General features: G+C 64.3%; 30 protein-coding genes. 23 read left to right on the forward strand and 7 right to left on the reverse strand.

Going from position 1 to position 23,771, the window contains the following annotated elements:
* Positions 1 to 67: 67 nt before the first annotated feature.
* A complete protein-coding gene (gene panC, locus CEQ44_RS21485; protein WP_088181664.1) occupies positions 68 to 913 on the forward strand; it encodes a pantoate--beta-alanine ligase in 846 nt (281 codons plus the stop codon).
* Between the two features lie 3 nt (positions 914 to 916).
* Here the strand turns inward: panC and CEQ44_RS25170 are convergent, their stop codons facing one another.
* The 3 genes from CEQ44_RS25170 to hemE form a co-directional block, all read right to left on the reverse strand.
* Positions 917 to 1,045 (reverse strand): hypothetical protein, encoded by a 129-nt coding sequence (locus CEQ44_RS25170; RefSeq protein WP_254913792.1) that lies wholly within the window; start codon positions 1,043 to 1,045, stop codon positions 917 to 919.
* Positions 1,046 to 1,240: 195 nt separating this feature from the next.
* Positions 1,241 to 1,681, reverse strand: a complete 441-nt coding sequence (locus tag CEQ44_RS21490; protein WP_088181665.1) for a CopD family protein — start codon at positions 1,679 to 1,681, stop codon at positions 1,241 to 1,243.
* 25 nt (positions 1,682 to 1,706) lie between these two features.
* Complete coding sequence (gene hemE, locus CEQ44_RS21495) at positions 1,707 to 2,765, reverse strand: uroporphyrinogen decarboxylase (RefSeq protein ID WP_088181666.1); 1,059 nt, start codon at positions 2,763 to 2,765, stop codon at positions 1,707 to 1,709.
* A 291-nt stretch (positions 2,766 to 3,056) separates the two neighbouring features.
* Between hemE and CEQ44_RS21500 the strand changes: the two genes are divergently transcribed.
* The 11 genes from CEQ44_RS21500 (at position 3,057) to CEQ44_RS21550 (ending at position 10,213) form a co-directional block, all read left to right on the forward strand.
* Positions 3,057 to 3,881, forward strand: a complete 825-nt coding sequence (locus CEQ44_RS21500) for a pyruvate, water dikinase regulatory protein (RefSeq protein ID WP_088181725.1) — start codon at positions 3,057 to 3,059, stop codon at positions 3,879 to 3,881.
* On the forward strand, positions 3,878 to 4,483 hold the full coding sequence (locus CEQ44_RS21505) for a nucleoside triphosphate pyrophosphatase (RefSeq protein WP_088181667.1): 606 nt from the start codon (positions 3,878 to 3,880) through the stop codon (positions 4,481 to 4,483). The genes CEQ44_RS21500 and CEQ44_RS21505 overlap by 4 nt, the downstream gene beginning before the upstream one ends.
* On the forward strand, positions 4,480 to 5,304 hold the full coding sequence (gene aroE, locus CEQ44_RS21510) for a shikimate dehydrogenase (protein ID WP_088181668.1): 825 nt from the start codon (positions 4,480 to 4,482) through the stop codon (positions 5,302 to 5,304). The genes CEQ44_RS21505 and aroE overlap by 4 nt, the downstream gene beginning before the upstream one ends.
* Complete coding sequence (gene coaE / locus CEQ44_RS21515; protein WP_088181669.1) at positions 5,304 to 5,897, forward strand: dephospho-CoA kinase; 594 nt, start codon at positions 5,304 to 5,306, stop codon at positions 5,895 to 5,897. Before aroE ends, coaE begins: the two co-directional genes overlap by 1 nt.
* Positions 5,898 to 5,930: 33 nt before the next feature.
* A complete protein-coding gene (dnaQ, locus tag CEQ44_RS21520) occupies positions 5,931 to 6,623 on the forward strand; it encodes a DNA polymerase III subunit epsilon (protein WP_088181670.1) in 693 nt (230 codons plus the stop codon).
* 86 nt (positions 6,624 to 6,709) lie between these two features.
* On the forward strand, positions 6,710 to 7,306 hold the full coding sequence (gene hpf, locus CEQ44_RS21525) for a ribosome hibernation-promoting factor, HPF/YfiA family (RefSeq protein ID WP_088181671.1): 597 nt from the start codon (positions 6,710 to 6,712) through the stop codon (positions 7,304 to 7,306).
* A 204-nt stretch (positions 7,307 to 7,510) separates the two neighbouring features.
* Positions 7,511 to 7,978, forward strand: coding sequence for a PTS sugar transporter subunit IIA (locus tag CEQ44_RS21530; protein WP_088181726.1), 468 nt, complete (start codon positions 7,511 to 7,513; stop codon positions 7,976 to 7,978).
* Positions 7,938 to 8,435, forward strand: a complete 498-nt coding sequence (locus tag CEQ44_RS21535) for a PaaI family thioesterase (RefSeq protein ID WP_088181672.1) — start codon at positions 7,938 to 7,940, stop codon at positions 8,433 to 8,435. The genes CEQ44_RS21530 and CEQ44_RS21535 overlap by 41 nt, the downstream gene beginning before the upstream one ends.
* On the forward strand, positions 8,425 to 8,766 hold the full coding sequence (locus CEQ44_RS21540) for a DUF1491 family protein (protein ID WP_088181673.1): 342 nt from the start codon (positions 8,425 to 8,427) through the stop codon (positions 8,764 to 8,766). Before CEQ44_RS21535 ends, CEQ44_RS21540 begins: the two co-directional genes overlap by 11 nt.
* Before the next feature lie 175 nt (positions 8,767 to 8,941).
* Positions 8,942 to 9,607: a cell wall hydrolase gene (locus tag CEQ44_RS21545; protein ID WP_088181674.1), complete on the forward strand. Its 666-nt coding sequence runs from the start codon at positions 8,942 to 8,944 to the stop codon at positions 9,605 to 9,607.
* Positions 9,608 to 9,718: 111 nt separating this feature from the next.
* Positions 9,719 to 10,213: an MmcB family DNA repair protein gene (locus CEQ44_RS21550; protein ID WP_088181675.1), complete on the forward strand. Its 495-nt coding sequence runs from the start codon at positions 9,719 to 9,721 to the stop codon at positions 10,211 to 10,213.
* 256 nt (positions 10,214 to 10,469) lie between these two features.
* On the opposite strand, the gene CEQ44_RS21555 is transcribed toward CEQ44_RS21550, so the two are convergent.
* The gene (locus CEQ44_RS21555; RefSeq protein ID WP_088181727.1) at positions 10,470 to 11,081 is read right to left on the reverse strand and encodes an ankyrin repeat domain-containing protein; all 612 of its coding nucleotides are present in this window, start codon (positions 11,079 to 11,081) and stop codon (positions 10,470 to 10,472) included.
* Between the two features lie 42 nt (positions 11,082 to 11,123).
* Between CEQ44_RS21555 and CEQ44_RS21560 the strand changes: the two genes are divergently transcribed.
* From CEQ44_RS21560 to CEQ44_RS21575, 4 genes are read left to right on the forward strand one after another with little or no spacing between them, the layout of a single operon-like run.
* On the forward strand, positions 11,124 to 11,804 hold the full coding sequence (locus CEQ44_RS21560; RefSeq protein ID WP_088181676.1) for an SCO family protein: 681 nt from the start codon (positions 11,124 to 11,126) through the stop codon (positions 11,802 to 11,804).
* Positions 11,792 to 12,229, forward strand: coding sequence for a YcgN family cysteine cluster protein (locus tag CEQ44_RS21565; protein ID WP_088181677.1), 438 nt, complete (start codon positions 11,792 to 11,794; stop codon positions 12,227 to 12,229). Before CEQ44_RS21560 ends, CEQ44_RS21565 begins: the two co-directional genes overlap by 13 nt.
* Positions 12,186 to 12,926 carry a SprT family zinc-dependent metalloprotease gene (locus CEQ44_RS21570; RefSeq protein ID WP_176400168.1) on the forward strand — a complete coding sequence of 247 codons (741 nt, stop codon included), beginning with the start codon at positions 12,186 to 12,188 and terminating at the stop codon, positions 12,924 to 12,926. The genes CEQ44_RS21565 and CEQ44_RS21570 overlap by 44 nt, the downstream gene beginning before the upstream one ends.
* Before the next feature lie 2 nt (positions 12,927 to 12,928).
* On the forward strand, positions 12,929 to 13,195 hold the full coding sequence (locus tag CEQ44_RS21575) for a hypothetical protein (RefSeq protein ID WP_088181679.1): 267 nt from the start codon (positions 12,929 to 12,931) through the stop codon (positions 13,193 to 13,195).
* Between the two features lie 79 nt (positions 13,196 to 13,274).
* On the opposite strand, the gene CEQ44_RS21580 is transcribed toward CEQ44_RS21575, so the two are convergent.
* Positions 13,275 to 14,114, reverse strand: coding sequence for a rhodanese-related sulfurtransferase (locus CEQ44_RS21580; RefSeq protein WP_088181680.1), 840 nt, complete (start codon positions 14,112 to 14,114; stop codon positions 13,275 to 13,277).
* 66 nt (positions 14,115 to 14,180) lie between these two features.
* Here CEQ44_RS21580 and pdeM point away from each other — a divergent pair, with 66 nt between their 5' ends.
* Both pdeM and CEQ44_RS21590 read left to right on the forward strand, forming a co-directional pair.
* A complete protein-coding gene (gene pdeM, locus CEQ44_RS21585) occupies positions 14,181 to 14,840 on the forward strand; it encodes a ligase-associated DNA damage response endonuclease PdeM (RefSeq protein ID WP_088181681.1) in 660 nt (219 codons plus the stop codon).
* A gap of 190 nt (positions 14,841 to 15,030) precedes the next feature.
* Complete coding sequence (locus CEQ44_RS21590) at positions 15,031 to 17,829, forward strand: TonB-dependent receptor (RefSeq protein ID WP_088181682.1); 2,799 nt, start codon at positions 15,031 to 15,033, stop codon at positions 17,827 to 17,829.
* A 139-nt stretch (positions 17,830 to 17,968) separates the two neighbouring features.
* On the opposite strand, the gene CEQ44_RS21595 is transcribed toward CEQ44_RS21590, so the two are convergent.
* On the reverse strand, positions 17,969 to 18,703 hold the full coding sequence (locus tag CEQ44_RS21595) for a YggS family pyridoxal phosphate-dependent enzyme (protein WP_088181683.1): 735 nt from the start codon (positions 18,701 to 18,703) through the stop codon (positions 17,969 to 17,971).
* A gap of 23 nt (positions 18,704 to 18,726) precedes the next feature.
* Here CEQ44_RS21595 and CEQ44_RS21600 point away from each other — a divergent pair, with 23 nt between their 5' ends.
* A complete protein-coding gene (locus tag CEQ44_RS21600) occupies positions 18,727 to 19,275 on the forward strand; it encodes a thiamine phosphate synthase (protein ID WP_088181684.1) in 549 nt (182 codons plus the stop codon).
* 80 nt (positions 19,276 to 19,355) lie between these two features.
* Here the strand turns inward: CEQ44_RS21600 and CEQ44_RS21605 are convergent, their stop codons facing one another.
* Positions 19,356 to 20,033, reverse strand: coding sequence for an HAD family phosphatase (locus tag CEQ44_RS21605; RefSeq protein WP_088181728.1), 678 nt, complete (start codon positions 20,031 to 20,033; stop codon positions 19,356 to 19,358).
* 98 nt (positions 20,034 to 20,131) lie between these two features.
* On the opposite strand from CEQ44_RS21605, the gene CEQ44_RS21610 reads away from it, so the two are divergent.
* From CEQ44_RS21610 to CEQ44_RS21625, 4 genes are read left to right on the forward strand one after another with little or no spacing between them, the layout of a single operon-like run.
* A complete protein-coding gene (locus CEQ44_RS21610; protein ID WP_088181685.1) occupies positions 20,132 to 21,241 on the forward strand; it encodes an MlaE family lipid ABC transporter permease subunit in 1,110 nt (369 codons plus the stop codon).
* Positions 21,241 to 22,125, forward strand: coding sequence for an ABC transporter ATP-binding protein (locus CEQ44_RS21615; RefSeq protein ID WP_088181686.1), 885 nt, complete (start codon positions 21,241 to 21,243; stop codon positions 22,123 to 22,125). The genes CEQ44_RS21610 and CEQ44_RS21615 overlap by 1 nt, the downstream gene beginning before the upstream one ends.
* A 3-nt stretch (positions 22,126 to 22,128) precedes the next feature.
* Complete coding sequence (locus CEQ44_RS21620) at positions 22,129 to 23,091, forward strand: MlaD family protein (RefSeq protein WP_088181687.1); 963 nt, start codon at positions 22,129 to 22,131, stop codon at positions 23,089 to 23,091.
* Positions 23,092 to 23,123: 32 nt separating this feature from the next.
* Complete coding sequence (locus CEQ44_RS21625) at positions 23,124 to 23,750, forward strand: ABC-type transport auxiliary lipoprotein family protein (protein ID WP_088181729.1); 627 nt, start codon at positions 23,124 to 23,126, stop codon at positions 23,748 to 23,750.
* Positions 23,751 to 23,771 lie beyond the last annotated feature (21 nt).

Consider the following 23,771-nt stretch of genomic DNA (forward strand, 5'->3'; position numbering starts at 1 on the left):
CGGTCGCGCCGGCGCGAGCCTAGCAGGACACCCCTATCCTGTCGCCCTTATCGGAGCCGTTCCTTCCGTGCAAACGCTGCGTGACCTGCCCGCCCTTCGCACCGCCGTCGATGCGCTGAAAAGCGACGGAAAGCCGCTGGCATTGGTGCCAACCATGGGCGCGCTGCATGACGGGCATATGGCGTTGGTGGAGGAAGCGCGGCGACACGGCCGGCATGTGGTCGTGTCGATCTTCGTCAATCCCCGGCAATTTGGTCCCAACGAGGATCTGGACGCCTATCCCCGGCGCGAGGCGAAGGATGCGCAGATGCTGGCCGCGGCGGGCGTGGACATCCTCTGGATGCCGCCTGTCGACGTCATGTATCCGGTTGGCTACGCCACCAATATCGGCGTGTCGGGCGTAAGCGAGGGGCTGGACGGCGCAGCGCGACCGGGCCATTTCGATGGCGTATCGACCGTCGTCGCCAAGCTGTTCAACCAGGTGAGGCCCGACGTCGCGATCTTTGGCGAGAAGGATTATCAACAGTTGGCGGTAATCCGTCGCATGGTTATCGACCTCAATCAGGGAATCGATATCCTGGGCATGCCGACCCAGCGGGCCGAGGATGGCCTCGCCCTTTCCTCCCGCAACGCTTACCTCAGCGAGGAAGAGCGCAAGGCGGCGCTGGCCCTGCCCCGCGCACTGGGCGAGGCGAAGCGGCAGATCGAAAAGGGCGATGCCGTAGAGGGGGCGCTGGCCAAGGCGGTCGCCACGCTGGCGGCACATGGCTTTGATCCGATCGACTATGTCGCGCTGTGCGACGCGGCGACGCTGCAACCTATGGCGGTGCTGGATCGGCCGGCGCGGCTGCTGGGCGCGGCAAAACTGGGCAAGACCCGGCTGATCGACAATATTGCAGTCGATCCAGCCTGATAGTCAGGCCAGTCGCCGCCACAGGATGCAGGCGGCGATGAACAGGCCGATCACCGCCCAGCCCTCGCATGTCCGCGGGCCATAGCCCCAGCCGATGCGCTTGGGACCGAACCATATGCGGGGATCGTTCATCGGACCTGCTCCATCGCTAAGCCTTAACTTCGCACTTTTCCCGCCGATTCTGACATTTTGTTGCGTCGGCGTGATCCTATCGGACATGCACGCCCGAAGAATAGCAAGAGCGTCCGGTGTAGGACAGTCTGTTTCCGCGCAGGCGGGAATCCAGTCTCACGGTCAGGACCAGGCTCCGGCCGGAGCCCGATGCGCCTAGAAGGGCTTCACGATCACGGCGATGACGATGACCGCCGCGGCGACGCCAGGGATTTCGTTCATCATGCGCAACTGCTTGTCGCCGAGCGGGCGTTGGCCGCGCGCCAGTTTCTTCGTATAGCTCGCGATCCAGCCATGATAGCCCGACAGGCCCAGCACGAAGAGCAGTTTCAGATGAAACCAGCCGAAGCTCCATGCGCCGATTTCCACCATCAGCATCAGGCCGAACAGCCAAACCAGCGCGAGCGAGGGATTGAGGATGATCTTGAGCAAGCGCCCTTCCCGCTCGATCCATCTCAGGTCTTCGGGCGACCCAGGCACGACTTCCTGATGATAGACGAAGAAGCGCGGCATCATGAACAGCCCCGCCATCAGGAAGATGACGAAGATGACATGGGCGGCCTTCACCCAGAGATAGGCGGCGCCAAGATAGGCCATCAGACGGAAACTCCCTTAAGCGGCTTCATGCCCTGCGCACATAGCTAATGAGCGCTTCGACATGCGCAATGGGGGTGTCGGGCAAAATGCCATGACCAAGGTTCATGATATGCGGCCGGTCGGCAAAGGCGGCGCGAATCGTATCGACTGCTTGCTCCACCGCGCGGCCGCCTGCGATCAGCGCCAGCGGATCGAGATTGCCCTGGACCGGCATGCCTGCAGGCAACGCCTGGTTCGCCCAGTGCGGATCGATGGTTTCATCGACGCCCACGGCATCTACCCCGGTCTGGGCCGCATAGTCAGCGAGCTTCGCGCCCGCGCCCTTGGGAAAGCCGATGATCGGGATAGTCGGGTGCAGCGCCTTCAAGCGCGCGACGATCGCCTTGTTGGGTTCGATCACCCAGCGTTGGAACTGCGCAGGTGACAGGCTGCCGGCCCAGCTGTCGAACAGTTGCACCGCTTCCACGCCCGCTTCGATCTGGCCGCACAGATAGACGACGGTCGCATCGACTATAGCGTCGATTAGCGCGGCGAATTTTTCTGTCTGCTGATAGGCCATGCGGCGTGCGGCGCCATGATCTTTGCTGCCCTGCCCCGCGACCATATAGGTCGCAACGGTCCAGGGACTGCCGGCAAAGCCCAGGAAGGTGACCGAAGGGTCCAGGGCCGCCTTCACCAGCCGCACCGTCTCATAGACCGCCTCGAAGCGGCTGAAATCGGGTGTCAGCGCCGACAGGTCGGTCTCGGCCAGGATCGGGGCGAGGCGCGGGCCTTCCCCGGCCTCGAACCACAAATCCTGTCCCATGGCGTAGGGCACGATCAAAATGTCGGAAAAGAGGATCGCGCCGTCGAAACCGAAGCGACGGAGCGGCTGGAGCGTCACTTCGGCGGCGGCGGGGCTGTCATAGACCAGTTCGAGGAACCCGCCCTTGTCCGCCCGCAGCGCGCGATATTCGGGCAGATAGCGGCCTGCCTGGCGCATCAGCCACATGGGCGGGACGGCCGCACATTCCCCCTTGAGGACGGCCATGAGCGGCTTGAGGCGCGACGGATCGGAACGGTCGCTCGGCGCGTCGGGGCTCATCTATACTCTCTCTTATATTAAGATTCTAAAGGGATGATGGAGATAGTAGGGCGGTTAGCAGCGGGGTTTATGCGTTGCGCCCGGATTTGCCAACAGCTTGACTCAGGGACGCCGCGCTTTGCCGTCCGAGTCATCATGGTCATCCACGCTATCCACAGGCTGTGGATGGAAATAAGGGTCTGTTGGGGGCATGTGGATAAGATTCCCGGCTCTGGGGATGGCGGAAAGGCGGGATTTTATCCCCTATTTCGTCCCTTGCTTTATCCACAGCCTGCCCACAGAGATATGCCCATGGCGCGCATCCACCTTCATCTCCTGTCCGACTCCACCGGCGAAACGCTGGAGAATATCGCCAAAGCCGCGATCGGCCTGTTCGAAAATGTCGAGGCAATCCGCCATTTCTGGCCGATGGTGCGGTCCGACGTCCATCTCGATCGGATTATGGAGGAAATCAGCGCCAACCCCGGCCTCGTCCTCTTCACCCTGACCAATCATCCGTTGCGCAAGCGACTGGAAACGCGTTGCCGTGCGCTTGGCCTGCCCCATGTCGCGGCGCTCGACAGCGTGGCCGACGCTCTGTCCAACATATTGGGGCAGGAAACGCGGACCCGGCCGGGACGCAAACATATATTGGACGAAGCCTATTTCGCCCGGATCGAGGCGATCCAGTTCACCATCGCCCATGATGATGGCGTGGGGCATGAAAATTGGGAGGAGGCCGACATCGTGCTGGCTGGCGTGTCGCGCGCGTCCAAGACGCCGACGTCGATCTATCTTGCCAATCGCGGCTATAAGACCGCCAATATCCCGCTGGTCCCGGAATCGCCGCCGCCGCGCAATCTCTACAGCCTGAAACATCCCATGGTCGTGGGCCTGACCGTCAGCCCCGAACGGCTGATCCAGATCCGCCGCAACCGGCTGCTCTCGCTCAACCAGGCGCCCGAAACCGCCTATGTCGATAATGAGAAGGTGCAGGAGGAACTGGCCTTCGCCCGGCGCATGTTCGCCGACAATGGCTGGCCGGTGATCGACATGACACGCCGGTCGATCGAGGAGGCCGCCGCGGCGATCATCAACCTTTTTAACGACCGTGAACTGGCGGAGGGGGAGGCATGATCGTGCTGGCCTCCCAAAGCGCGAGCCGCAAGGCGATGCTGGCCGCGGCGCAGGTGCCGTTCGAAACCCTCTCGCCCGGCGTCGATGAGGAAGCCGCCAAGGACGCGCTGCGCGCCGACGGGTTGGACGCGCGTGCGCTGGCCGATGCGCTGGCGGAACTGAAGGCGCTCAAAGTGTCGCGCCGCGTGCCGGGCGCGCTGGTGTTGGGGTGCGATCAAACATTGAGCATCGGCGATGGCGAGGATCGCGGGCAGATGATCGACAAGGCGGTCGATCAGGCTGACGCCGCGCGCATTCTCCGCCTATTGTCGGGCCGGGTGCATCACCTCCACAGCGCGGCGGTAATCGTGCTGAACGGCGAGCCGATCTGGCGCCAGGTCGAGCGGGTGCGCATGACGGTACGGCCGCTGTCGGACGCCTTTATCGCATCCTATCTCGACGCGGACTGGGAAGAGCTGCGCTGGTGCGTGGGTTGCTATCGGATCGAAGGGCCGGGCGCACAACTGTTCAGCAAGGTCGAGGGCAGTCAGTTTGCGATTCAGGGGCTGCCGCTGCTGCCGCTGCTTGACTTTCTGCGCGTGCGCGGCGTTTTGGCGGCATGACCGACAAGCTGCCCTATGCCGAAGTGATCGGTGATCCGATCGATCACAGCAAATCGCCCCTGATCCACAATTTCTGGCTGAACGCGCTGGACATCGAAGCGGAATATAAGAAGACCCATGTGACGCCACAGGGGTTGTCCGCCTATTTCCTGATGCGGCGGAGCGATCCCGATTGGCTGGGCTGCAACGTCACGATCCCGCACAAGATTGCGGTGATGGATTATGTCGATGATCCGGGCGGCGTGCGGGAACGGATCGGCGCGATCAACACCATCGCCAGCGAAACCGGCGGACCGCTGATCGGCACCAATACCGATGCGGGCGGCTTTCTCCAGCCATTGCTGCGCGACAAGTGGAAGGGGCAGAGCGCGGTAATCGTGGGATCGGGCGGCGCAGCGCGCGCGATCCTGTTTGCGCTCACCAGCCTGGGCGTGGCCGACATCACCATCATGGCGCGCGACCTGGCCAAGGCGCAGGCGTTGCTCAGCCGCAGCGGCGCGAAGGGGCGGGCGATCGGGCTGGGCGATCCCCTGCCTGCCGCCGATTTGCTGGTGAATTCGACCTCGCTGGGCATGATCGGCCAGCCGGTGCTGGACCTGGACCTCGCCCCGTTGGCGGAGGGCGCGACGGTCTATGACATCGTCTATGCCCCGCTCGACACCGGGCTGCTCAAAGCTGCGAAAGCGCGAGGCCTCAAGACACTCGATGGCCTGGAAATGCTGATCGGCCAAGCGGCGCTCGCCTTCGACATCTTTTTCGACGCACAGGCGCCGCGCGACCTGGACGCGGAATTGCGCGCATTGCTGCTCGCTACAGACTGATGAAAGTCTATGGCCTGACCGGATCGATCGGCATGGGCAAGTCGGCGGTGGCGGCGATGCTGCGGCGCGAAAGGGTGCCGGTGTTCGACGCCGACGCGCAGGTGCATATTTTGCAGGGACCGGGCGGCGCGCTGCTGCCCGCGATTGAGGCGCGCTTTCCGGGCACCACTGGCCCAAAAGGCGTCGATCGGGTTAAGCTGGGCGCGGCGGTGTTCGGCCATCCGCAGGAGCGCCGGGCATTGGAGGCGATTGTTCATCCGGCGGTGCAGGCGGCGCGGCGGCTGTTCCTGCGCCGGCACCGGTCGCGCAAATTCGTGGTTCTCGACATTCCCTTATTGTTCGAAACCCATGGGCATAGGCGGCTGGACGGCGTCATCGTCGTCACGGCGCCAGCCTGGAAACAGCGCAAGCGCGTGCTGGCCCGACCCGGCATGACGGCGTCGAAATTCCGCCAGATTTTGCGCCTGCAAACCCCCGACGCGCAAAAGCGGCGGCAGGCGGACCATATCATCCACACCGGCACCACCTTTACCGACACCCGCGCGCAGGTGCGCCGTCTGGTCGCTTGCCTTGGCGCGCAGACAGGTCGATAAGGGTTGGCCCACAGAGTCGAAACGAAGAGGGCGATGCGCGAGATCATTTTCGATACCGAAACGACAGGATTTGATCCGGCATCCGGCGACAGGATGGTCGAGATCGGCTGCATCGAACTGATCAACCGGGTGCCATCCGGTCGCACTTTCCACGCTTATTATAATCCGCAGCGCGACATGCCCGCCGCCGCCGAAGCGGTGCATGGCCTCTCGACCCATTTCCTGGCGGACAAGCCTTTATTTCATACCGGCGCGGCCGACCTGCTCGCCTTTCTGGAGGACAGCCCGCTGGTCGCGCATAATGCGCGGTTCGACTTCGGCTTCCTGAACCATGAGTTGCGCCGGTGCGGCCACGCGGAAGTGTCGCTGGACCGGATGATCGACACGGTGGCGATCGCCCGTACGCTGCATCCCGGCGCCAAGCACAGCCTGGATGCGCTCTGCACCCGCTACGGCATCGATCGCAGCCATCGCGTCAAGCATGGCGCGCTGCTCGACGCCGAATTGCTGGCGCAACTCTATATCGAACTGACCGGCGGCCGTCAGATCGGCCTGGGTCTGGCACAGGAGGAGGATAAAGAGATCGTCGGGGTGGAACTGACGGCTGGCACCGTGGTTCGCCCTGTTCGTCCTGCGCGCATCTTCACAGCCAGCGCGCAGGAACTGGAGCGGCATGCGGCGTTCATCGCGACGCTGACCAGGCCGCTCTGGCTGGAGGAGGCATGAGACAAGCCGGTCATTGACCGGGCCCCATGGCTCCAGATCAACCGGGCCGTCGTCCTGGCGACCCGGCAAGAATAAGGAGAAGATATATGGACATTCGCATTTCCGGGCATCAGGTCGAGACGGGTGAGGCGCTCAAAAGCCATGTCACCGACCGTTTGGAGGCCATGGCCGAGAAATATTTCTCCCGCACGATTTCCGCCCAGGTGACCTTTCGCAAGGCGCCCCATGGCGCATTCCACTGCGATATCGTGTGCCATGTCATGACCGGCCTGATCCTGAAAGGGGCCGGCGAAGCGCAGGAAGCGCACCCCGCCTTCGACCAGGCGTCCGAACGGATCGAAAAGCAGCTGCGCCGTTACATGCGCCGCCTCAAGGATCGCAGCAGCCAGGCCGCCGCCGCGGAAGCGCAGCGGACCAACGGCTATAGCGTCGATGATATCGACGGGGCCGGCTACACCATCTTCGCGAGCAATCAGGAGGATGAGGAAGAGGCCGCTGACGCGCCGCTGATCGTCGCGGAAACCCGCGTCGACATTCCCGAAGCCAGCGTGTCGGACGCGGTGATGATGCTGGACCTGCGCAACACCAATGCATTGCTGTTCCTCAACGCGGGCACCGCGGCCTATAATATGGTCTATCGCCGGCATGACGGCACGATTGGTTGGGTGGAGCCGCGCGCTTAAAAAGGCGCCGCTCTGCACAAGATACCGTGCCGTTGATGGGCGGGGGCCAGCGTCGATCGCCATCGAACCTTGCCCCCACCTCGCCCATGCCCGGCCCCGGCCGCCTGTTGACCTGATGGTGCAGGCGGCTTATGGGGCCGGGCTTTCATTGTCCGAGGAAAGCGCGAAGACTGTGCCGCGCGGCTCGGCCGTTTCGGATTGACCATGGTTCACTTCAACGACATCGTTTCGCCCGAAGCGCTCGCCACGGGCCTGTCGGCCAACGGCAAGAAGCAATTATTCCAGAAGATCGCCACGCTGGCCGCCTGCGCCTATGATCTGGACGCAGACGAGGTTGGCGACGCCCTGTTCGAGCGCGAGCGGCTGGGATCGACCGGCTTTGGCGGCGGCGTCGCCATTCCCCATGCCAAGATTGCGGGCCTGACCAAGATGTGCGGCGTGGTCGTGCTGCTCGATCCGGCGGTGCCGTTCGATGCGGTGGACGAAGCGCCGGTCGATGTGGTCTTCGCCCTGCTGTCCCCGGTCGACAGCGGCGCCGAGCATTTGAAGACGCTGGCGCGGGTATCGCGCTATCTGCGCGACGAAGGGCAGGTCACCCGGCTGCGCGGCGCACAATCGACCGGCGCGCTCCATGCACTGCTGGCGGGCGGCGAGGCGCGTGACGCTGCCTGAGCCAGCGTCTGGCGCGAGCGGCGAGACCGCACATTTTCGCGCGCTGGAAAATCTTTACCGCTCTGCGCCGATCAACCGGCTGTTCCGGTCGGAGCTGACGATCAGCGAAGCGGGCCGGTCCGTGATCGACTTCGATGTCGATGAAAGCCAATTCCACGCCGCCGGCGCGGTCCATGGCACGGTCTATTTCAAGATGCTGGACGATGCGGCCTTCTACGCCGCCAACAGCCTGGTCAGCGACCGTTTCCTGCTGACCACCGCCTTCAACCTGCTCTTCACCCGGCCGATCGCGCCGGGCCGGATTCGCGCGGAAGGTCGCTGGATCAGCGGCAAGCGCCGGGTCTATGTCGCCGAAGCAAGCCTGATCGATGCGGACGGCGAAGAGGTTGGGCGTGGCACCGGCACCTTCATGCGATCGCAATTTCCGCTCTCTTCGCTGCCGGGCTATGGCGCCTGACGCCCGGCTCACCAGCGCGATGCTGGTGGGCGCGTTGCGGCGGCGGGTTGCTGCGGCCGGTGGTTTCGCCACGATCATCGTCAAAGGGGACGAAATCAGCGGGGTGATTCTGGTCCAGACGCTTGAAAAGGGACAGGAATCGGGGCTTTTCGAACGGGTGTCGAACTTTGCCGGGGGTCATGCGTTAATGCGTTGTGGTCCTCCGGTGGAAGAAGGGCCGGAAGCGCTCGCCCAATATGTGGCGCGCCGGCGCAGGTCCGACCCCGACCTGTGGATAATCGAACTCGACATCCCGGAAGCGGAACGGTTTGCCGCGGAAACACTCTGCTGATCGTTGACTCATCGCAATGGTTTGGGCACAGGCCGCCCACGCCAACGCGCAGGTTGCCGAATTCGCCCATTGGGGGGCGGGGCCGGTAAACACGCAGACGGGGGGCGGCCGAACGTCATAGAATATGTGTTAAAAACGACGTTGCTGGCCAATAACCGCATGTTTTTGAGTAATAATGAGTTTTCGTCTGAAAGCTGCGATCGCCGCAGCCTTTGCCCTGTCCGCCGCCGCCGCGGTCACGGCGTCCGACATGTCGATCGCAGGCGAATCGATCGCCACGGCCACCTCTCTCCCCCAGACGTTCCCGCAAACGTCCCCGACAGGCGCGCAGTCCGCCGTCATTTTCGCCGCGCCGCGTGAAATCACGCAGCCGCTGGCTTCGGCCAATAAAGCCGACCCCGATTTTTCCAACCCATCCGATGCGCAGGCAACCAGCCTCGCTGCTCTGGTCGACGCCCAAGGCGCGCCTGAGGAGCTGGACGGCGACATGCAGTGCCTGGCCGGAGCGGTCTATTTCGAATCCAAGGGCGAAAGCCTGGAAGGCCAGCTGGCCGTCGCGCGCGTGATCATCAACCGCGCCAGGTCCGGCCGCTTCGCCGACAGCCTGTGCGGCGTCGTCTATCAGCCCAGCCAGTTCAGCTTCGTGCGCGGCCACGCGATGCCGGCCGTGCGCGCCGACAGCCGCAGCTGGCGCGAAGCCGTCGCCATCGCGCAGATCGCGATGAACGATAGCTGGGACAGCCGCGCGGAAGGCGCGCTCTTCTTCCACGCCCGCCGCGTTTCGCCGGGCTGGGGCAAGGCCAAGCTGGCGATGATCGACAATCATATCTTCTATCGGTGAGGATCGGGCGCGGAAAACGTGCCGGTTCGCGATGGCGAAACTTTGTAAGGCCGGTTCGGTTCGTCCGAATCGGCCTTTTCATATGTTCCTGTCCTGTTCTAAGATGGCAGAATGAGTAGCGCCCCGATTGACACCTGTTCGCCGCTGACTGACGGCACTGCCCTCGCGGTGGCGCGCGGCACGCTGCGGCTTTTCTTCCGCCACGACATGAGCGGGATATTGGAAGTGCCGTTGCCCAACGGACGGCGCGCCGACATCATGGCGATCGACGGCGCCGGGCGGCTGACCATTGTCGAGATCAAGTGTAGCCGGGCGGACCTGCTGGGCGACATGAAATGGCCAGACTATTTCGACTATTGTGACCGCTTTTTCTGGGCGGTGCCGGCGGGATTCGACCTGGCCCCGTTCGAGAGCGAGGCGCTGTGGCCGGCGCGCACCGGCCTGATCGTCGCGGATCAATATGATGCCGAACTGGTGCGCCCGGCCCCAGTGGAGCCGCTGGCGGCCGCGCGGCGCAAGGCGGAAACGCTCCGCTTTGCCCGCCGCGCCGCCCGGCGCTTGACGGCGCTCAGCGACCCGGATCATGTGTCGGAACTGGGCTGGTAGGTGGAAGGCATAGACGGCCAAAGGCGACCTAGTTAGGTTGCGGCGAGCCGCTGCCCCTTATCGTCACCCCAGCGAAGGCTGGGGTCTCAGGCGACGACGCGATGCGGTTGAGTAAGTGCTAAGCCGAACCGCGGCGTGCCCCCGCACGAGACCCCAGCCTTCGCTGGGGTGACGGGTTTTTACGTCGCCTTTCGCTTGAAGTCTGGCGCAAAGCGAATGGCAGAAAACTACCCAAATCAACCTTATCGCCACGCCCTCAAAACACCGGACCCTGCACCGGACCCTTGGGCGCGGCGGCGGGCTTGGCGGCGTCGAGCGCTTCGGTGAGGCCAGGCGTGCGGCCGTCGCGCTTGGCATAGTCGCGCGCGGACATGCCGGCGAGGGTGTCGCGCTTTTCGGGGTTCGCGCCCTGCGCCACCAGCAGGCGGACCAGGCCGACGTCGCGCAGCTGCACGGCGCGGATCAACGGCGTTTCGCCGCTGTCATTTCCTTTATCGACCTGCGCCTTGTAGGCGAGCAGCGTACGTACGCCCTCCTCGAACCGGCCCTGCACCGCGTCCATCAACGGCGTGTTGCCGTCATTGTCGGTCAGGTTGGGATTGGCGCCTTTGGCCAGCAGGAAAGTCAGCCAGGTCGCATCACGCCGGGCGACGATGATGTGCAGAGCATTTTCGCCGGTGGACACGTCACGGCTGTTGATGACGGTGGAGCCGGGCTTCTGGATCAGGTCGGTGACCTTCTCACCATCCTTGTCCTTCACCGCCTTCAGGAAATTATAACTGTCCGAAAATTGCGCCTGTGCGGGGCCGGGCGTCAGCAGCGCCAGCGCCATCGAACCCAGCAATGTGGAAATCAGCTTCGTCTTCATCTTGGCGCCCCGTTGCATTTGCAAATCGCGTCCTAGCAGGGCATGGCTGGCCATGCCATGAACAAAGACGCCGCGCGCTCCATCCTGCCTTCCATCGCCCTGCCCTTCCTCACCCTGCTGGCTGCCTGCAATATGGGGCCAGGCGGGAACGCATCAAGCGGCGACAGCGAGCAGGGTGAATTGACCGGCGCACGGATCGGCGCGCCCTTCACCCTGACCAATCAGGACGGCAAGCCGACCAGTTGGGACGATTATAAGGGGCAGTATCGCCTGGTCTATTTCGGCTACACCTATTGCCCGGACGTTTGCCCGGTCGATCTGCAACGGATCATGCAGGGCTTTGCGCAGTTCGAGAAGGCCAAGCCGGCGCTGGCCGCGAAGGTGCAGCCGATGCTGATCAGTGTCGATCCGCAGCGCGACACGCCCGCGGTGCTGAAACCCTATGTCGCGGCCTTCCACCCGCGGTTGATCGGGCTGACGGGCACGAAGGAGCAGATCGCCAAGGTCGCCAAGGATTTCGTGGTGATCTACAATCCTGAAGAGGGGTCTGGAAAGGCTGGGGGTGCGAGTGACTATCTGGTCAGCCATAGCCGCACCCCCTATCTGTTCGACGGCGACGGCAAGCCGGTGGCGCTGGTGCCGGTGGACGATCCCGCCACGGCGGATGTGGATGAAGGCGCGCCGGACAAAGTGCTGGCCTTTCTGGAAAAATGGATCAAGTGACGCCCTTCTGGGAAAAACCGCTCGACAAGCTCGACAAGGCCGAGTGGGAAGCGCTGTGCGACGGCTGCGGCAAATGCTGCCTGCACAAGGCGGAGGATGAGGAGACGGGGCGGATCTATCCCACCAATGTCGCCTGCCGCCTGCTTGATCGGCAGAGCGGGCAATGCAGCAATTACAAGGACCGGCATAAGTTCGTCCCCGATTGCGTGCGGCTGACCCCGACCAAGGTGAAGCAGATCGGCTGGCTACCCAGAACTTGCGCCTATCGGCTGCGCGAAGAGGGATTGCCGCTGCCCGATTGGCATTATCTGATCTGCGGCGACCGCGAAGCGGTGCATCGCGCCAAGGAATCGGTGCGCGGCTGGACCATTGCGGAGGCCGATGCGGGCGATTGGGAAAATCATCTTGTCGACCGCGAACTCTGATCCCGATGCGGCGATCCTGGTCGACGGCGTGGCGATGCCGGTGCTGGTGCGCCGGTCTGCGCGGGCGCGGGCCTATCGGCTGACGATCGACAGCACGCGCGGGGCGTTGCGTCTTTCGCTACCGGCAAGCGCGAACCTCAAAAAGGCGCTGGGCTGGGCGCAGAACCATGAAGGCTGGGTGCGCGCGCAAATGGCGAAGCAGCCCGCTGTCACCAGGCTGGAGCATGGTGCGGTCTTTCCGTTGGAGGGGCGCGACGTGACGATCCACTGGGTCGCGGGCGCGACCCGCACGATTTGGTTGGAGGGCGACCGGCTGCTGCTGGGTGGTGCCGCGGAATCGGTGGGCGCGCGGGTGCAGCGCTGGCTCGTCAATCGCGCCAAAGCAATGCTGGAGACGGAAAGTCATGCCATGGCGCAGGACCATGGCCTGATCGTCTCATCGGTCGGCGTCGGCGATACCCGCAGCCGCTGGGGCAGTTGCGCGTCGTCCGGGGCGATCCGCTATAGCTGGCGACTGATCCTGGCCCCGCCGGAGGTGCGCCGCGCCACGGTGGCGCATGAACTGGCGCATCTGCTGCACATGGATCACAGCCCTGCCTTTCACGCGGCCCATGCGCGCATTTACGGCGCGGACCCGCGTCCGGCGCGGGCATGGCTGCGGGCGCATGGCGCGGGCCTGCATCGCTATCGGGGTTAGGCATGGCGCGCCGGAAGCGTTACCTGACCGCCACCATGGCGGATGGCTATGTCAAGACGATCGGGCCGACGGCTGATCCCTTCACCCATTATTGGCGGATCGTCGCCGTGCTCGACAATGGCAAGACCGAGGTCTTCTGGGGGCATGTGCGCTCGCTGGCCGAGGCGAAGAAGAAGCGCGCCGCCGCCGCGGACGGGGCGAAGATGCGCGGGTGGAAGCGGTACGACTTCGAGATAGCGGAACTGGTGGAGACGCCTTCTTCACCATGATCGGTTCGTTTCGAGCGTAGTCGAGAAACGTAGCGCACAGGTTTCTCGACTGCGCTCGAAACGAACGGATGTCGGTGTTCTAACCTCTATGCGGCCAAACACCGGACGCGTCACCGGCGCAATCATGCGTGCCATCACGTAAATATGGCAGGCCACAGTCCTTGCAGGTGACATAGTCGCCGGGTTTCAGCCCATGGCCGACCGCCACCCGCTCATCGAACACATAGCAGTCGCCCTGCCAGCGGCTCTCGGCCTCCGGCATTTCCTCCAGATAGCGTAGTATGCCGCCCTTGAGGTGATAGACGTCATCGAAACCGCGCGCCTTGACCAGCGCGGTGGATTTCTCGCAGCGTATGCCGCCGGTGCAGAACATCGCGATCTTGGGTGCCCGGCCCTGCGCTTTCAGGTCGGCGGCGAAGGCGTCGAACCAGCCAGGAAATTCGCGGAAGGACCGGGTTTCGGGGTCGATCGCGCCTTCGAACGTGCCGACCGCCACCTCATAGGCATTGCGCGTGTCGATGACGACCGTGTCGGGATCGGCGATCAGCGCGTTCCAGTCGACAGGATCGAGATGGGTGCCCGCCTGGCTCGCCGGGTCGAGATTGCCCACGCCCAGCGTGACGATTTCCGCCTTCACCTTCACTTTCATCCGGGCGAAGGGGGCCGCGTCGGCCCAGGAATATTTGACATCGACATCGGCGCAGCCCGGCAGGGCGCGGATATGGGTGACTAGCGCGGCGATCGCCTCCGCGTCGCCAGCCACCGTGCCATTGATGCCCTCCCCCGCCAGGATCAGCGTGCCGCAGGTTCCAAGCGCAGCGCAGCGCGCGCGCAGTTCGGCGGCCAGCACCTGCGGATCGGGAAAGCGGGCGAAACAATAAAGCGCAGCGACGGTATAAGCGGGCGGTGTGGCGGACATGGCCAGCGCCTATAGGCCTTTGCGCGCCCTCTTGAAAGCCGGGGCGTAGAGGCGCATAGGCGGGCAATGGTTCCCCTTTCGTTCGCAGGTCAGGCCTTCATGGCGCTGCCAGAGGCCGCGCTCTACTGGCCGGCGCAGCGCGCGCTGCTGGTTGCCGACCTGCATTTCGAAAAAGCGAGCTGGTACGCCCGCTTCGGCCAGTTCCTGCCCCCGCATGACAGCCAGGCGACGCTGGACGTGATTGAGGCGCTGGTCGCGCGCACGGGCGCGCAAGCGGTCTGGTCGCTGGGTGACAGCTTCCATGACGCTCATGGCGCCGCGCGGCTCGACCCGCGCGCGCGGGATCGGCTGCACGCGCTGACGCTGCGGCTGGACTGGCTGTGGATCACTGGCAATCATGATGTCGGCGTCGCCGCGATGCCGGGCGGACGACGGGTGGCTGAGGCGGAGGTCGCGGGCATATGGCTGCGGCATGAGGCGGAGGCGGACGATCCGGCTCCTGAGATATCGGGCCATTTCCACCCCAAGCTGCGCCTGTCGCTGCGCGGTCGGCATGTGTCGCGACGTTGCTTTGTGGGATCGGCGACCAAGCTGATTCTGCCGGCGCTCGGCGCGCTGACCGGGGGGCTGGATGCAGGCCATGGAGAGATTCGGCGTGCCGTGGGGCCGGGCGCCGCCGCTTTGGTGCCAGTCGCGGACCGATTGCTGCGCTTTCCCTTATCGTAAGGCGACGTTACGGAAAGCAGATGTTAAGCCGTTGCCGATAAGCAACAGGCCATGACCATTCTGTCGACTTCACGCTTAAAAGTCGCAGAAAAGCTGGGCTCTATTGCCTTCGCCCTGCTGTGTCCGCATAATCACCACACAGTTCCGACGCGGCGAAAAGTCGCGCGGACCAGGAGAGGATAGACCTATCATGACAGACAAGAGTCTCTGGACATCTGCCGCCATCGTCGCCCTGGTCATGGGCGCGTCCAGCGCGCAGGCGCAGGAGGATGCGACGCCGCAGCCGGTCGTGGACGACGGCAGCGCCAATATCATCGTCACCGCCACCCGCCGCGCCAGCCCCCTGTCCGACGTGCCGATCGCGGTGTCGGCCGTGGGCGCGGTTGCGATGCAGAATAGCGGCGCAAGCGACATCCGCACGCTGAACCAGCTGGCCCCGTCCCTGCTCGTCTCCTCGACTGGGTCCGAAGCCAATGCGTCCGCCCGCATTCGCGGTATCGGTACGGTCGGCGACAATCCGGGGCTGGAAAGCTCGGTCGCGGTGTTCATCGACGGCGTCTATCGCTCGCGCACCGGGTCAGGCCTCAACGAACTGGGCGAAATCGAGCGGGTCGAAGTGCTGCGCGGGCCGCAGGGCACGTTGTTCGGGCGCAATGCGTCGGCGGGCCTCATCAACATCATCAGCAAGGCCCCGGAAAACACCTTCCATGCCAAGGGTGAGATCACCTACGGCAATTACGATTATTGGCGACTGTCGGGCCGCGTCACCGGGCCGATAGCCGATGGCATCGCGCTCAGCCTGGATGGCGTCTGGTCCAAGCGCGACGGCTTCTACAAGCTGGTCGACGGCACGGGCGCGACCGTTGGCGACACCAATGATCGCGACCGCTATTTCGTGCGCGGGCAGGCGCTGATCGAACCCAATGACGCGCTCTCCATCCGCCTGATCGGCGATTATACCAATCGCGACGAAAGCTGCTGCGGCGCGGCCTATATCGAATCGCGCGAGCGGCGACCCGCAGCAGGCGGCGGCTACACCGACGCCCCGTTCAACCGCATCGCCGCGATCCTGGCGGGTCAGGGCAGCGTCATCCCGGCCGATCCCTATGATCGCGAACTCGCCACCACGCCGGGCCGCGACTATGTCAGCAAGCTCAAGGATTGGGGCGTGTCGGGCGAGATCAATTATGATTTCGGTGGCGCCAAGCTGACCAGCATCACCGCCTATCGCGATTACAAATCCCGCGACTATGGCGATTATGACTATAATCGCGCCGACCTGCTCTATCGCGATCCCAACACCTATCGCCAGTTCAAGACCTTCACGCAGGAATTGCGGCTGCAGGGATCGGCCTTCGCCGACAAATTGGACTGGCTGGTGGGCGGCTATTACGCCAATGAACGGCTGACCCTACAGGACAATATCCGCTTCGGCGCGGATTACGGGCGCTTTGCGGCCTGTCGCCTGATGGCGGGGGCAAGCCTCAACAGCAATTTCACCGCGCAGCAGCTGGCCGCATGCGGCAGCGGCCTTGCCACCCAGCCGCTCATCAGCGGCACGCAGGCGAACCTCAACGCCGGGTTGACGGCGGCGCTTATCGCCGGCGGCGTGCCGGCAGGGATCGCGGCGGCGCAGGCAGGCGCGATCTCCACCGGGCTTGGCAATGGCCTGCGCGCGCTGGCGGCGATTCCGTCCGGCACCGGCGACGTGGCGTCGCTCTATCGCCAGAAGAGCGAGAATTGGGCGCTCTTCACCCATAATATCGTCCACATCACCAACCGGCTCGATCTGACTTTGGGCCTGCGCTATACCCATGAAAGCAAGCGTTTTTCGTCCGATTTCAACAACAATAATGCGACCTGCGCGGCGTTGCAGTCGTCGGCTCTCCCCGGCCTTGCCACCAACCCAGCGCTGGGCAGCGCGGCCACGCTGGCGGGCGGCATCCTGACGCTGGGGTGCCTGGGCAATGCGTCCACTGGCCTCAACGCGCTCGACCTCAACGACAAGATCAGCGACGGCGAATTTTCGGGGACGGCGGTGCTGTCTTGGAAGCCGATCGACGAACTGCTGCTCTATGGCAGCTATTCGAAGGGCTATAAGGCGGGCGGCTATAATCTGGATCGATTCCAGCTGGGATCGACCGGCCTGAACGCTATTCCCGCCGTTTTTGCGCCGCGCACCAATGCCGACGTCGCCAGCCTGCGCTTCGCCGCAGAAAAGGTGGATTCGTTCGAAGTCGGCCTGAAATTTGCGCAACCCAAATGGAGCGTGAACATCGCCGCCTTCCGGCAGGAGTTCAAGAATTTCCAGCTGAACACCTTTAACGGCACCAGCTTCGTCGTGCAGAATATCAATGGCTGCGACAGCGCGCTGAGCGCCGCCCGCACCTGCGACAGTGGAGACGTTGGCCCCGGCCTCATCAGCCAGGGCGTGGAACTGGAAGCGTCGGTCAGCCCGGCGCGCAACTTCCGCGTGTCGGGCGGCGCGACCTATGCCCGCGCCAAATTCGCCAACCGGCTGGTGGGCAGCAGCAACGGCGCAGTGCCGCTCGACCCGGCGCTGTTCCTGTTGCCCGGATCGATCAACAGCAACGCGCCGCAACTGGTCACGACCGCCAGCATGGCCTGGACCCCGGACATCGGTGCATCGGGCCTGTCGGCACTGTTCTACGTCGATGGCCGCCTGACCAGCGACTATAATACCGGGTCCGACCTGTTCCCCGAAAAGCGGCAGGACGGCTATGCCATCGTCAACGCCCGTGTCGGCATCCGTGGGCCGGACCAGCGCTGGGCGGTGGAATTCTGGGGCCAGAATATCTTCAACCAGAATTACACTCAGGTCGCCTTCTCCAGCCCGCTCCAGTCGAGCAGCCCGGCGACGTCGACGACGGGTCAGTTTTCAGCAGGCGCGCCGATGGCGAACCAGCTGATCTCCGCTTATCTGGCCGAACCGCGCACCTATGGCATCACCTTGCGCGGGAGTTTCTAGGACGGTCGCCATTCAGTTCTGGCGGCCTGCAAATGGCGACTTGCCGCGCTTCCGGTGCTCACGACCTTAACGGTCGCTCCGCTCCGGGTCGCGACAAGTCACCATTTTCGTCACGCCATCTCCTGAATGGCAATCCGTCCTAGTGCGATGAATTTCGGACCATCCCTCTCCCGCTCGCCGGAACCGGACGGGCGGGAGAGGGCCTTTGCCCGAAGAGCGCGGTGCCGACGCGAATGTCCGTCGCACCCAGCATGATCGCCGTTTCATAATCGCCCGACATGCCCATGGAGAGGCGTTCCAGCCCCTCCTCCCGCGCGATCTTCGCCAATAGCGCGAAAAAGGGCGCGGCCTCGATATCGGCCGGGGGCACGCACATCAGACCGGGGACCAGGATGTCGGCGGCGCGCGCCGCCGCGATCAGCGCGGGCAGATCGGCAATGGCGCAGCCGCCCTTCTGCTCTTCCGCACCGATATTGACCTGGATGAAGCAGGGGACGCGCCTGTCCGCCGAATCCATCGCCTTGGCCAGCGCGGTCAGCAGAGACGGACGGTCGAGGCTGTGGATGACGTCGAACAGCGCGACGGCGTCGGCCGCCTTGTTTGACTGGAGCTGGCCGACCAGATGCAGGGCGACGCCGGAAAATTCTTCGCGCAGGGCGGGCCATTTCTCCTGCGCTTCCTGCACCCGATTTTCGCCGAACGCGCGTTGCCCGGCATGGAGCAGCGGGCGGATCGTGTCGGCGTCGTGCGTCTTCGATACCGCGATCAGGTTGATGTCGTCGGCGGTGCGCTGCGTCAGGCGGGCGGCGCGGTCGATGCTGTCGCGCAGAGTGGCGAGGCGTTCCGCGGCTTCGATTAGGCTGTCTGTGGTCATGCGCGCTGCTATAGGCGAAGGCCATGGATGGTCGCCACCGCAAAAAACTGCCTACCCTCTGGCTGATGACCGACGAACGGGTGAACGATGCTGCGTTGCTGGCCGCGGCCGCGCGCCTGCCCAAGGGGCGCGGCGGCATCGTCTTTCGCCATTATCGCACCGATGAGAAGGCGCGGCGGGCGTTGTTTATGGCGTTAAGGGCGATCGCGTGGCGGCGACGGCTGGTGCTGTTGCTCGCCGGTTCGGCGCGGGACGCGGCGGCATGGCGGGCCGATGGCGCGCATGGGCGGGACGTCAGACGCACCGCCCGTCCTTTGCTCCGCAGCCAAGCCGTGCATGATGTGCGGGAAGCGATGACGGCGCGGGGTGCGGATTTTTGCTTCGTCTCGCCCCTTTTCCCGACCCGGTCGCATCCAGGCGCTGGCGCGCTCGGTCCCGTGCGCTTCGCCGCCTTGGCGCGGCAGGTCGATGCGCCGGTGATGGCGTTAGGCGGCGTGCGCCGGACACACCGGCCCATGCTGCGCAGGATAGGAGCGGATGGTTGGGCCGCGATCGACGGGTTGACGCTATAGGCCCACACCGTTCGGTTCGAGCTTGTCGAGAACAGCGCGCTTAGGTTGTCGACAAGCTCGAACCGAACGGAATTTCTAAGTCAGTTCCAATCCACCCGCGTCCAGCCCCGCTCTGCCGCCAGCCTGGCCAGCGACTTGTGCGGGTTGGCGGCGAAGGGAATATCTGCAAACTCCAGCATCGGAGCGTCCGACACATGGTCGGAATAGGCCCGAATATGGGCCTGGCCTCGGTCGATCGCCTGGGACGCCATCCATGCCTTTATCATCCGCAGCTTGCCGGTGTCGTAGCAATTTTCGCCGGCGATTCTGGCGCGGACATAGCGCAAATCCTGGCTCAGATGATCGGTGGCGATCACCGCGTCGAACCCCAGTCGCCGCGCGATCGGTTCGACATAGAGGCGGTAGGAGGCGGTGGCGAGCACCAGCGTGTAGCCATCGGCCCGGTCCTGCGCGATCTGCGCCACCGCGCCGGCGCGCAGGTTGCGGGCGATCACCCGGTCGGCATAGCTTTCGACATGCGGCATTAATTTCGCGCGCTCGACGTTGAAGCCGATCATCAGCGCCTGATTATATTCCTTGAGCCGCTGGCGGCTGATGAGCTTCACCACATAGGCCAGCATCAACAGGATGACGCAGGGGAAAAGCACCAGTCGCCACGGCGCCATGTTGCCCGCCACATGGATCAGGAAGCCGGTATAGGTGCCCTTGAAGGTCACCGTGCGGTCCATATCGTAGATGGCCAACTTGTGTATCGTCATGCCGTATCCGAAACTTTTCGTCATGCCCTTCGTTCTGGCTTGCGGATGGGCCGTTTCGGCTTGCCGTGCAACCGATAATGGATCACTAATCCCATCGCATGAATAAAGCCGCCGAACTAGTCGAGGAACAGCGCGACGGCAGCAATGTGGTCCGGCTTTCCGGGTCGCTTGCGATCGCCTGTCTGGGGGATCTGCCGGGCCGGCTGGACGCCGTGCAGCAGCCTGTGGGCGCGATCGACCTGTCCACCGTCGACCATATGGATACGATCGGCGCCTGGACCGTGCATCGCACCGCCAAGAGGCTGGGCTGCGAGGTCACCGGCGCCAGCGACGACGCACGCCGCCTGATCGACGCTGTTGGCGAACTGGACGATCCGGTGCCGATCCGGCCCGATCATGTCCATCCGTTGCGCCGCGTCGTCGGCCAGATCGGCGACGCCGTCATCGCGTCCGGCGCGACCCTGATGGGGCTGCTCGGCTTTTTCGGCGCCACGCTGATCGCCATGGGCGCGGTCATCCGCCATCCGCGTCGCTTCCGCGTCAATGCGGTGGTCCAGCGGTTCGAGGTGGTCGGCGTGTCCGCTCTGGGCATCATCGGCCTGATGAGTTTCCTGATCGGCATCGTCATCGCCCAGCAGGGATCGGTGCAGCTGCGCCAGTTCGGCATGGAGATGCTGACGATCAACCTGGTCGGCCGCCTGACATTTCGAGAGCTTGGCGTGCTGATGACCGCGATCATGGTCGCGGGCCGCTCCGGCTCCGCCTTCGCTGCGCAGCTGGGCACGATGAAGCTGACCGAGGAGATCGATGCGATGCGCACCATCGGCGTGTCGCCGATGGAGGCGCTGGTGCTGCCCCGCACGCTGGCCGTCGTCATCATGATGCCGTTGCTGGGCTTTTACGCATCGGTGATGGCGGTGATCGGTGGCGGCTTCCTGTGCGCCATTGCCCTCGAAATCCCGCCGATCACCTTCATCCAGCGGCTGCGGGAGGTCGTGCCGATCACCGACCTGTGGGTGGGCCTTATCAAAGCGCCGGTCTTTGGCATCATTATCGCGCTGTCGGGCTGCTACCAGGGCATGCAGGTCAAGGGCAATGCCGAGGAAGTGGGGCTGCGCACCACGGCCGCCGTCGTGCAGGCGATCTTCATGGTCATCGTCATCGACGCGTTCTTCGCCGTCTTCTTCACCTGGGTAGGCTGGAACTGATGGGCGAGGAAGACATCATCGGGGCCGAGGAACGGCGCATCAACGAAGCGGTCCAGACCGCCGACATCGCCATTTCGGTGCGCGGCCTGCGCAACAGTTTCGGCGACCAGCTGATCCATGACGGGCTGGATCTGGACGTCCGAAGGGGCGAGATATTGGGCGTCGTGGGCGGTTCCGGCACCGGCAAGTCAGTGCTGATGCGCTCGATCATCGGGCTTCAGACACCCGATGAGGGCGAAGTCCAGGTCTTTGGCGAGTCCATGGTCGGGCGGTCGGATGATGAGGCGCTGGCGATCCGCAAGCGTTGGGGCGTGCTGTTTCAGGGTGGCGCGCTGTTTTCGACGCTGACCGTCGCCGAAAATGTCGAAGTGCCGATCCGCGAATATTATCCCAATATTGGGCCTGAGCTGCGCGATGAGATTGCCGCCTACAAGATCCGCATGACCGGCCTGCCGACCGAGGCCGGTCCCAAATATCCGTCCGAACTGTCCGGCGGCATGAAGAAGCGGGCTGGCCTGGCCCGCGCGCTGGCGCTGGACCCGGACCTGCTGTTCCTGGACGAACCGACGGCCGGTCTCGACCCAATCGGTGCGGCCGCATTCGACGACCAGACGCGCAAATTGCAGCAGACGCTAGGCCTGACCGTCTTCCTCATCACCCATGATCTCGATACGCTCTATTCGATCTGCGACCGGGTGGCGGTGCTGGCGGACAAAAAGGTGACGGCGGTCGGCACGATCGACGAATTGCTGGCGACCGATCATCCCTGGATACAGGAATATTTCAACGGTCCGCGCGGCCGGGCCGCGACTGCGGCCGTGTCGCGCCATAAGGACCGCGAACAGACAGAGGCGGCGCTCAGCCCGTCGGACGGAAGGCGATAGGATATGGAAACCCGCTCCAATCACGTGCTGGTCGGCGCAGTCACGCTGCTGCTATTGGCTGCGATCATGGCCGCCGCCTTCTGGTTCTCGCGCATCTCCGATGGCGAGAATAAGGAATATGACATCTTCTTCAAACAGTCGGTGAGCGGCCTGGCGAAGGGATCGGCGGTCAATTATGCCGGCGTGCCGTCGGGCAAGGTCGAGACGATCGAGTTGTGGAAGCGGGATCCCAGCTTCGTGAAGGTCCGCATTTCGGTGAAGGACGGCACCCCTGTTCTACAGGGCACGACCGCCACCATCGCTGGCGTCGGCTTCACCGGCGTCAGCGAAGTGGTGCTGGACGGCGCGGTTAAGGGCGCGCCGCCGATCGCCTGCCCGGCCGACAATATACTGGCCGCCTGCCCCGATGGCGTGCCCGTGATCCCGACCAAGCCCGGCGCGCTGGGCGAACTGCTCAACAATGCGCCGCAGCTGCTGGAACGGATTTCGACGTTGACCGAGCGGTTGACCGAATTGCTGAACGACAAGAACCAGCAATCGATCGCGGGCATATTGGCCAATGTCGAGCGGGTGTCGGGGGCCCTGGCTGATCGCAGCCCGGAAATCGCCGCCACCCTGGCCGAAGCGCGCATCGCGGTGCAGCGCACCGGCGTCGCCGTCGAGCAGATCGGCAAGCTTGCCGCCACCACCGACACGATGCTGAACGAGGAAGGCCGACCGCTGATGAGCGACCTGCGCAAGAGCGTGCAAGCCGCGACCCGCAGCATCGAGACGCTGGACAAGACCATTGGTGAAGCACAACCGGGCGTGAAGGCGTTCAGCACCCAGACCATGCCGGAGGTCAACCAGCTGGTCCGCGACCTGCGCGAAATGTCGCGCTCCTTCCGCGGTGTCGCGGAAAAGCTCGACCAGCAGGGCGCTGGTTCGCTGGTCGGATCGCCCAAGCTGCCGGACTATAAGCCATGATCGCGGACAGGATGATGAGAGAGATGCTGACCATGTTCCATGTGAAACACCCCGGCCTGAACCGGACAGGCGCGCTGACCGCGCTGACCGCCGCCTTCGTGCTGTCCGGCTGCGTGTCGTTCGGCCCCAAGCCGCCGGCGCAATTGTTGACGCTGGACGCGGCGCAGAAGGTGCCGTCAGGCGCGACGCGCGTGGCCGGCAGCGGGCGCACGCTCATCGTGGCCGATCCCGATGCGCCCAAGATGCTGGATACGGTGCGTGTGCCGGTGCAATTGGGGCCGACCTCCGTCGCCTATGTGACCAAGGTGCAATGGGCCGACACGCCGCGCCACCTGTTCCGCCGTCTGCTGGCCGAAACCATTTCTGCCACGACCGACCGTGTGGTGCTGGATAGCGGACAGTTTTCGGGCGACGGCGGTCAGCGTCTGGGCGGCGAACTGGTCGCTTTCGGCTTGGACGCGGCCAGCAACAACGCCGTTGTGACCTATGACGCCGTGCTGAGCACCCCCAATGGCGTGGCGCTGGCGCGGCAGCGATTCACCGCGACCCAGCCGGTGGGCGGCAAGATTGAAGCGGGCACGGTCGGCGGGCCGATCAATGCGGCGGCGAACAAAGTTGCGGCCGATGTCGCGGCCTGGGCTGCGTCCGTGAAAGAGTGAGAACCTCCTTCGGTTCGCGTC

This window comes from Sphingobium sp. Z007 (genome assembly GCF_900013425.1).
Classification (GTDB): Bacteria; Pseudomonadota; Alphaproteobacteria; order Sphingomonadales; family Sphingomonadaceae; genus Sphingobium.

What these genes read in the sequence shown, in the direction of transcription:
- CEQ44_RS21550 (WP_088181675.1), top strand. Translation starts at nt 9,719, where the DNA reads ATGAGTAGCGCCCCGATTGACACCTGTTCGCCGCTGACTGACGGCACT.
- CEQ44_RS21545 (WP_088181674.1), top strand. Translation starts at nt 8,942, where the DNA reads ATGAGTTTTCGTCTGAAAGCTGCGATCGCCGCAGCCTTTGCCCTGTCC.
- CEQ44_RS21575 (WP_088181679.1), top strand. Translation starts at nt 12,929, where the DNA reads ATGGCGCGCCGGAAGCGTTACCTGACCGCCACCATGGCGGATGGCTAT.
- CEQ44_RS21540 (WP_088181673.1), top strand. Translation starts at nt 8,425, where the DNA reads ATGGCGCCTGACGCCCGGCTCACCAGCGCGATGCTGGTGGGCGCGTTG.
- aroE (WP_088181668.1), top strand. Translation starts at nt 4,480, where the DNA reads ATGACCGACAAGCTGCCCTATGCCGAAGTGATCGGTGATCCGATCGAT.
- CEQ44_RS21505 (WP_088181667.1), top strand. Translation starts at nt 3,878, where the DNA reads ATGATCGTGCTGGCCTCCCAAAGCGCGAGCCGCAAGGCGATGCTGGCC.
- CEQ44_RS25170 (WP_254913792.1), bottom strand. Translation starts at nt 1,045, where the DNA reads ATGAACGATCCCCGCATATGGTTCGGTCCCAAGCGCATCGGCTGGGGC.
- CEQ44_RS21620 (WP_088181687.1), top strand. Translation starts at nt 22,129, where the DNA reads ATGGAAACCCGCTCCAATCACGTGCTGGTCGGCGCAGTCACGCTGCTG.
- CEQ44_RS21570 (WP_176400168.1), top strand. Translation starts at nt 12,186, where the DNA reads ATGCGGGCGATTGGGAAAATCATCTTGTCGACCGCGAACTCTGATCCC.
- coaE (WP_088181669.1), top strand. Translation starts at nt 5,304, where the DNA reads ATGAAAGTCTATGGCCTGACCGGATCGATCGGCATGGGCAAGTCGGCG.
- CEQ44_RS21580 (WP_088181680.1), bottom strand. Translation starts at nt 14,114, where the DNA reads ATGTCCGCCACACCGCCCGCTTATACCGTCGCTGCGCTTTATTGTTTC.
- dnaQ (WP_088181670.1), top strand. Translation starts at nt 5,931, where the DNA reads ATGCGCGAGATCATTTTCGATACCGAAACGACAGGATTTGATCCGGCA.
- CEQ44_RS21615 (WP_088181686.1), top strand. Translation starts at nt 21,241, where the DNA reads ATGGGCGAGGAAGACATCATCGGGGCCGAGGAACGGCGCATCAACGAA.
- hpf (WP_088181671.1), top strand. Translation starts at nt 6,710, where the DNA reads ATGGACATTCGCATTTCCGGGCATCAGGTCGAGACGGGTGAGGCGCTC.
- CEQ44_RS21625 (WP_088181729.1), top strand. Translation starts at nt 23,124, where the DNA reads ATGTTCCATGTGAAACACCCCGGCCTGAACCGGACAGGCGCGCTGACC.
- CEQ44_RS21605 (WP_088181728.1), bottom strand. Translation starts at nt 20,033, where the DNA reads ATGACGATACACAAGTTGGCCATCTACGATATGGACCGCACGGTGACC.
- CEQ44_RS21555 (WP_088181727.1), bottom strand. Translation starts at nt 11,081, where the DNA reads ATGAAGACGAAGCTGATTTCCACATTGCTGGGTTCGATGGCGCTGGCG.
- CEQ44_RS21595 (WP_088181683.1), bottom strand. Translation starts at nt 18,703, where the DNA reads ATGACCACAGACAGCCTAATCGAAGCCGCGGAACGCCTCGCCACTCTG.
- CEQ44_RS21610 (WP_088181685.1), top strand. Translation starts at nt 20,132, where the DNA reads ATGAATAAAGCCGCCGAACTAGTCGAGGAACAGCGCGACGGCAGCAAT.
- CEQ44_RS21535 (WP_088181672.1), top strand. Translation starts at nt 7,938, where the DNA reads ATGCACTGCTGGCGGGCGGCGAGGCGCGTGACGCTGCCTGAGCCAGCG.
- CEQ44_RS21530 (WP_088181726.1), top strand. Translation starts at nt 7,511, where the DNA reads ATGGTTCACTTCAACGACATCGTTTCGCCCGAAGCGCTCGCCACGGGC.
- CEQ44_RS21590 (WP_088181682.1), top strand. Translation starts at nt 15,031, where the DNA reads ATGACAGACAAGAGTCTCTGGACATCTGCCGCCATCGTCGCCCTGGTC.
- CEQ44_RS21600 (WP_088181684.1), top strand. Translation starts at nt 18,727, where the DNA reads ATGGATGGTCGCCACCGCAAAAAACTGCCTACCCTCTGGCTGATGACC.
- hemE (WP_088181666.1), bottom strand. Translation starts at nt 2,765, where the DNA reads ATGAGCCCCGACGCGCCGAGCGACCGTTCCGATCCGTCGCGCCTCAAG.
- CEQ44_RS21500 (WP_088181725.1), top strand. Translation starts at nt 3,057, where the DNA reads ATGGCGCGCATCCACCTTCATCTCCTGTCCGACTCCACCGGCGAAACG.
- CEQ44_RS21560 (WP_088181676.1), top strand. Translation starts at nt 11,124, where the DNA reads ATGGCTGGCCATGCCATGAACAAAGACGCCGCGCGCTCCATCCTGCCT.
- pdeM (WP_088181681.1), top strand. Translation starts at nt 14,181, where the DNA reads ATGGTTCCCCTTTCGTTCGCAGGTCAGGCCTTCATGGCGCTGCCAGAG.
- CEQ44_RS21490 (WP_088181665.1), bottom strand. Translation starts at nt 1,681, where the DNA reads ATGGCCTATCTTGGCGCCGCCTATCTCTGGGTGAAGGCCGCCCATGTC.
- CEQ44_RS21565 (WP_088181677.1), top strand. Translation starts at nt 11,792, where the DNA reads ATGGATCAAGTGACGCCCTTCTGGGAAAAACCGCTCGACAAGCTCGAC.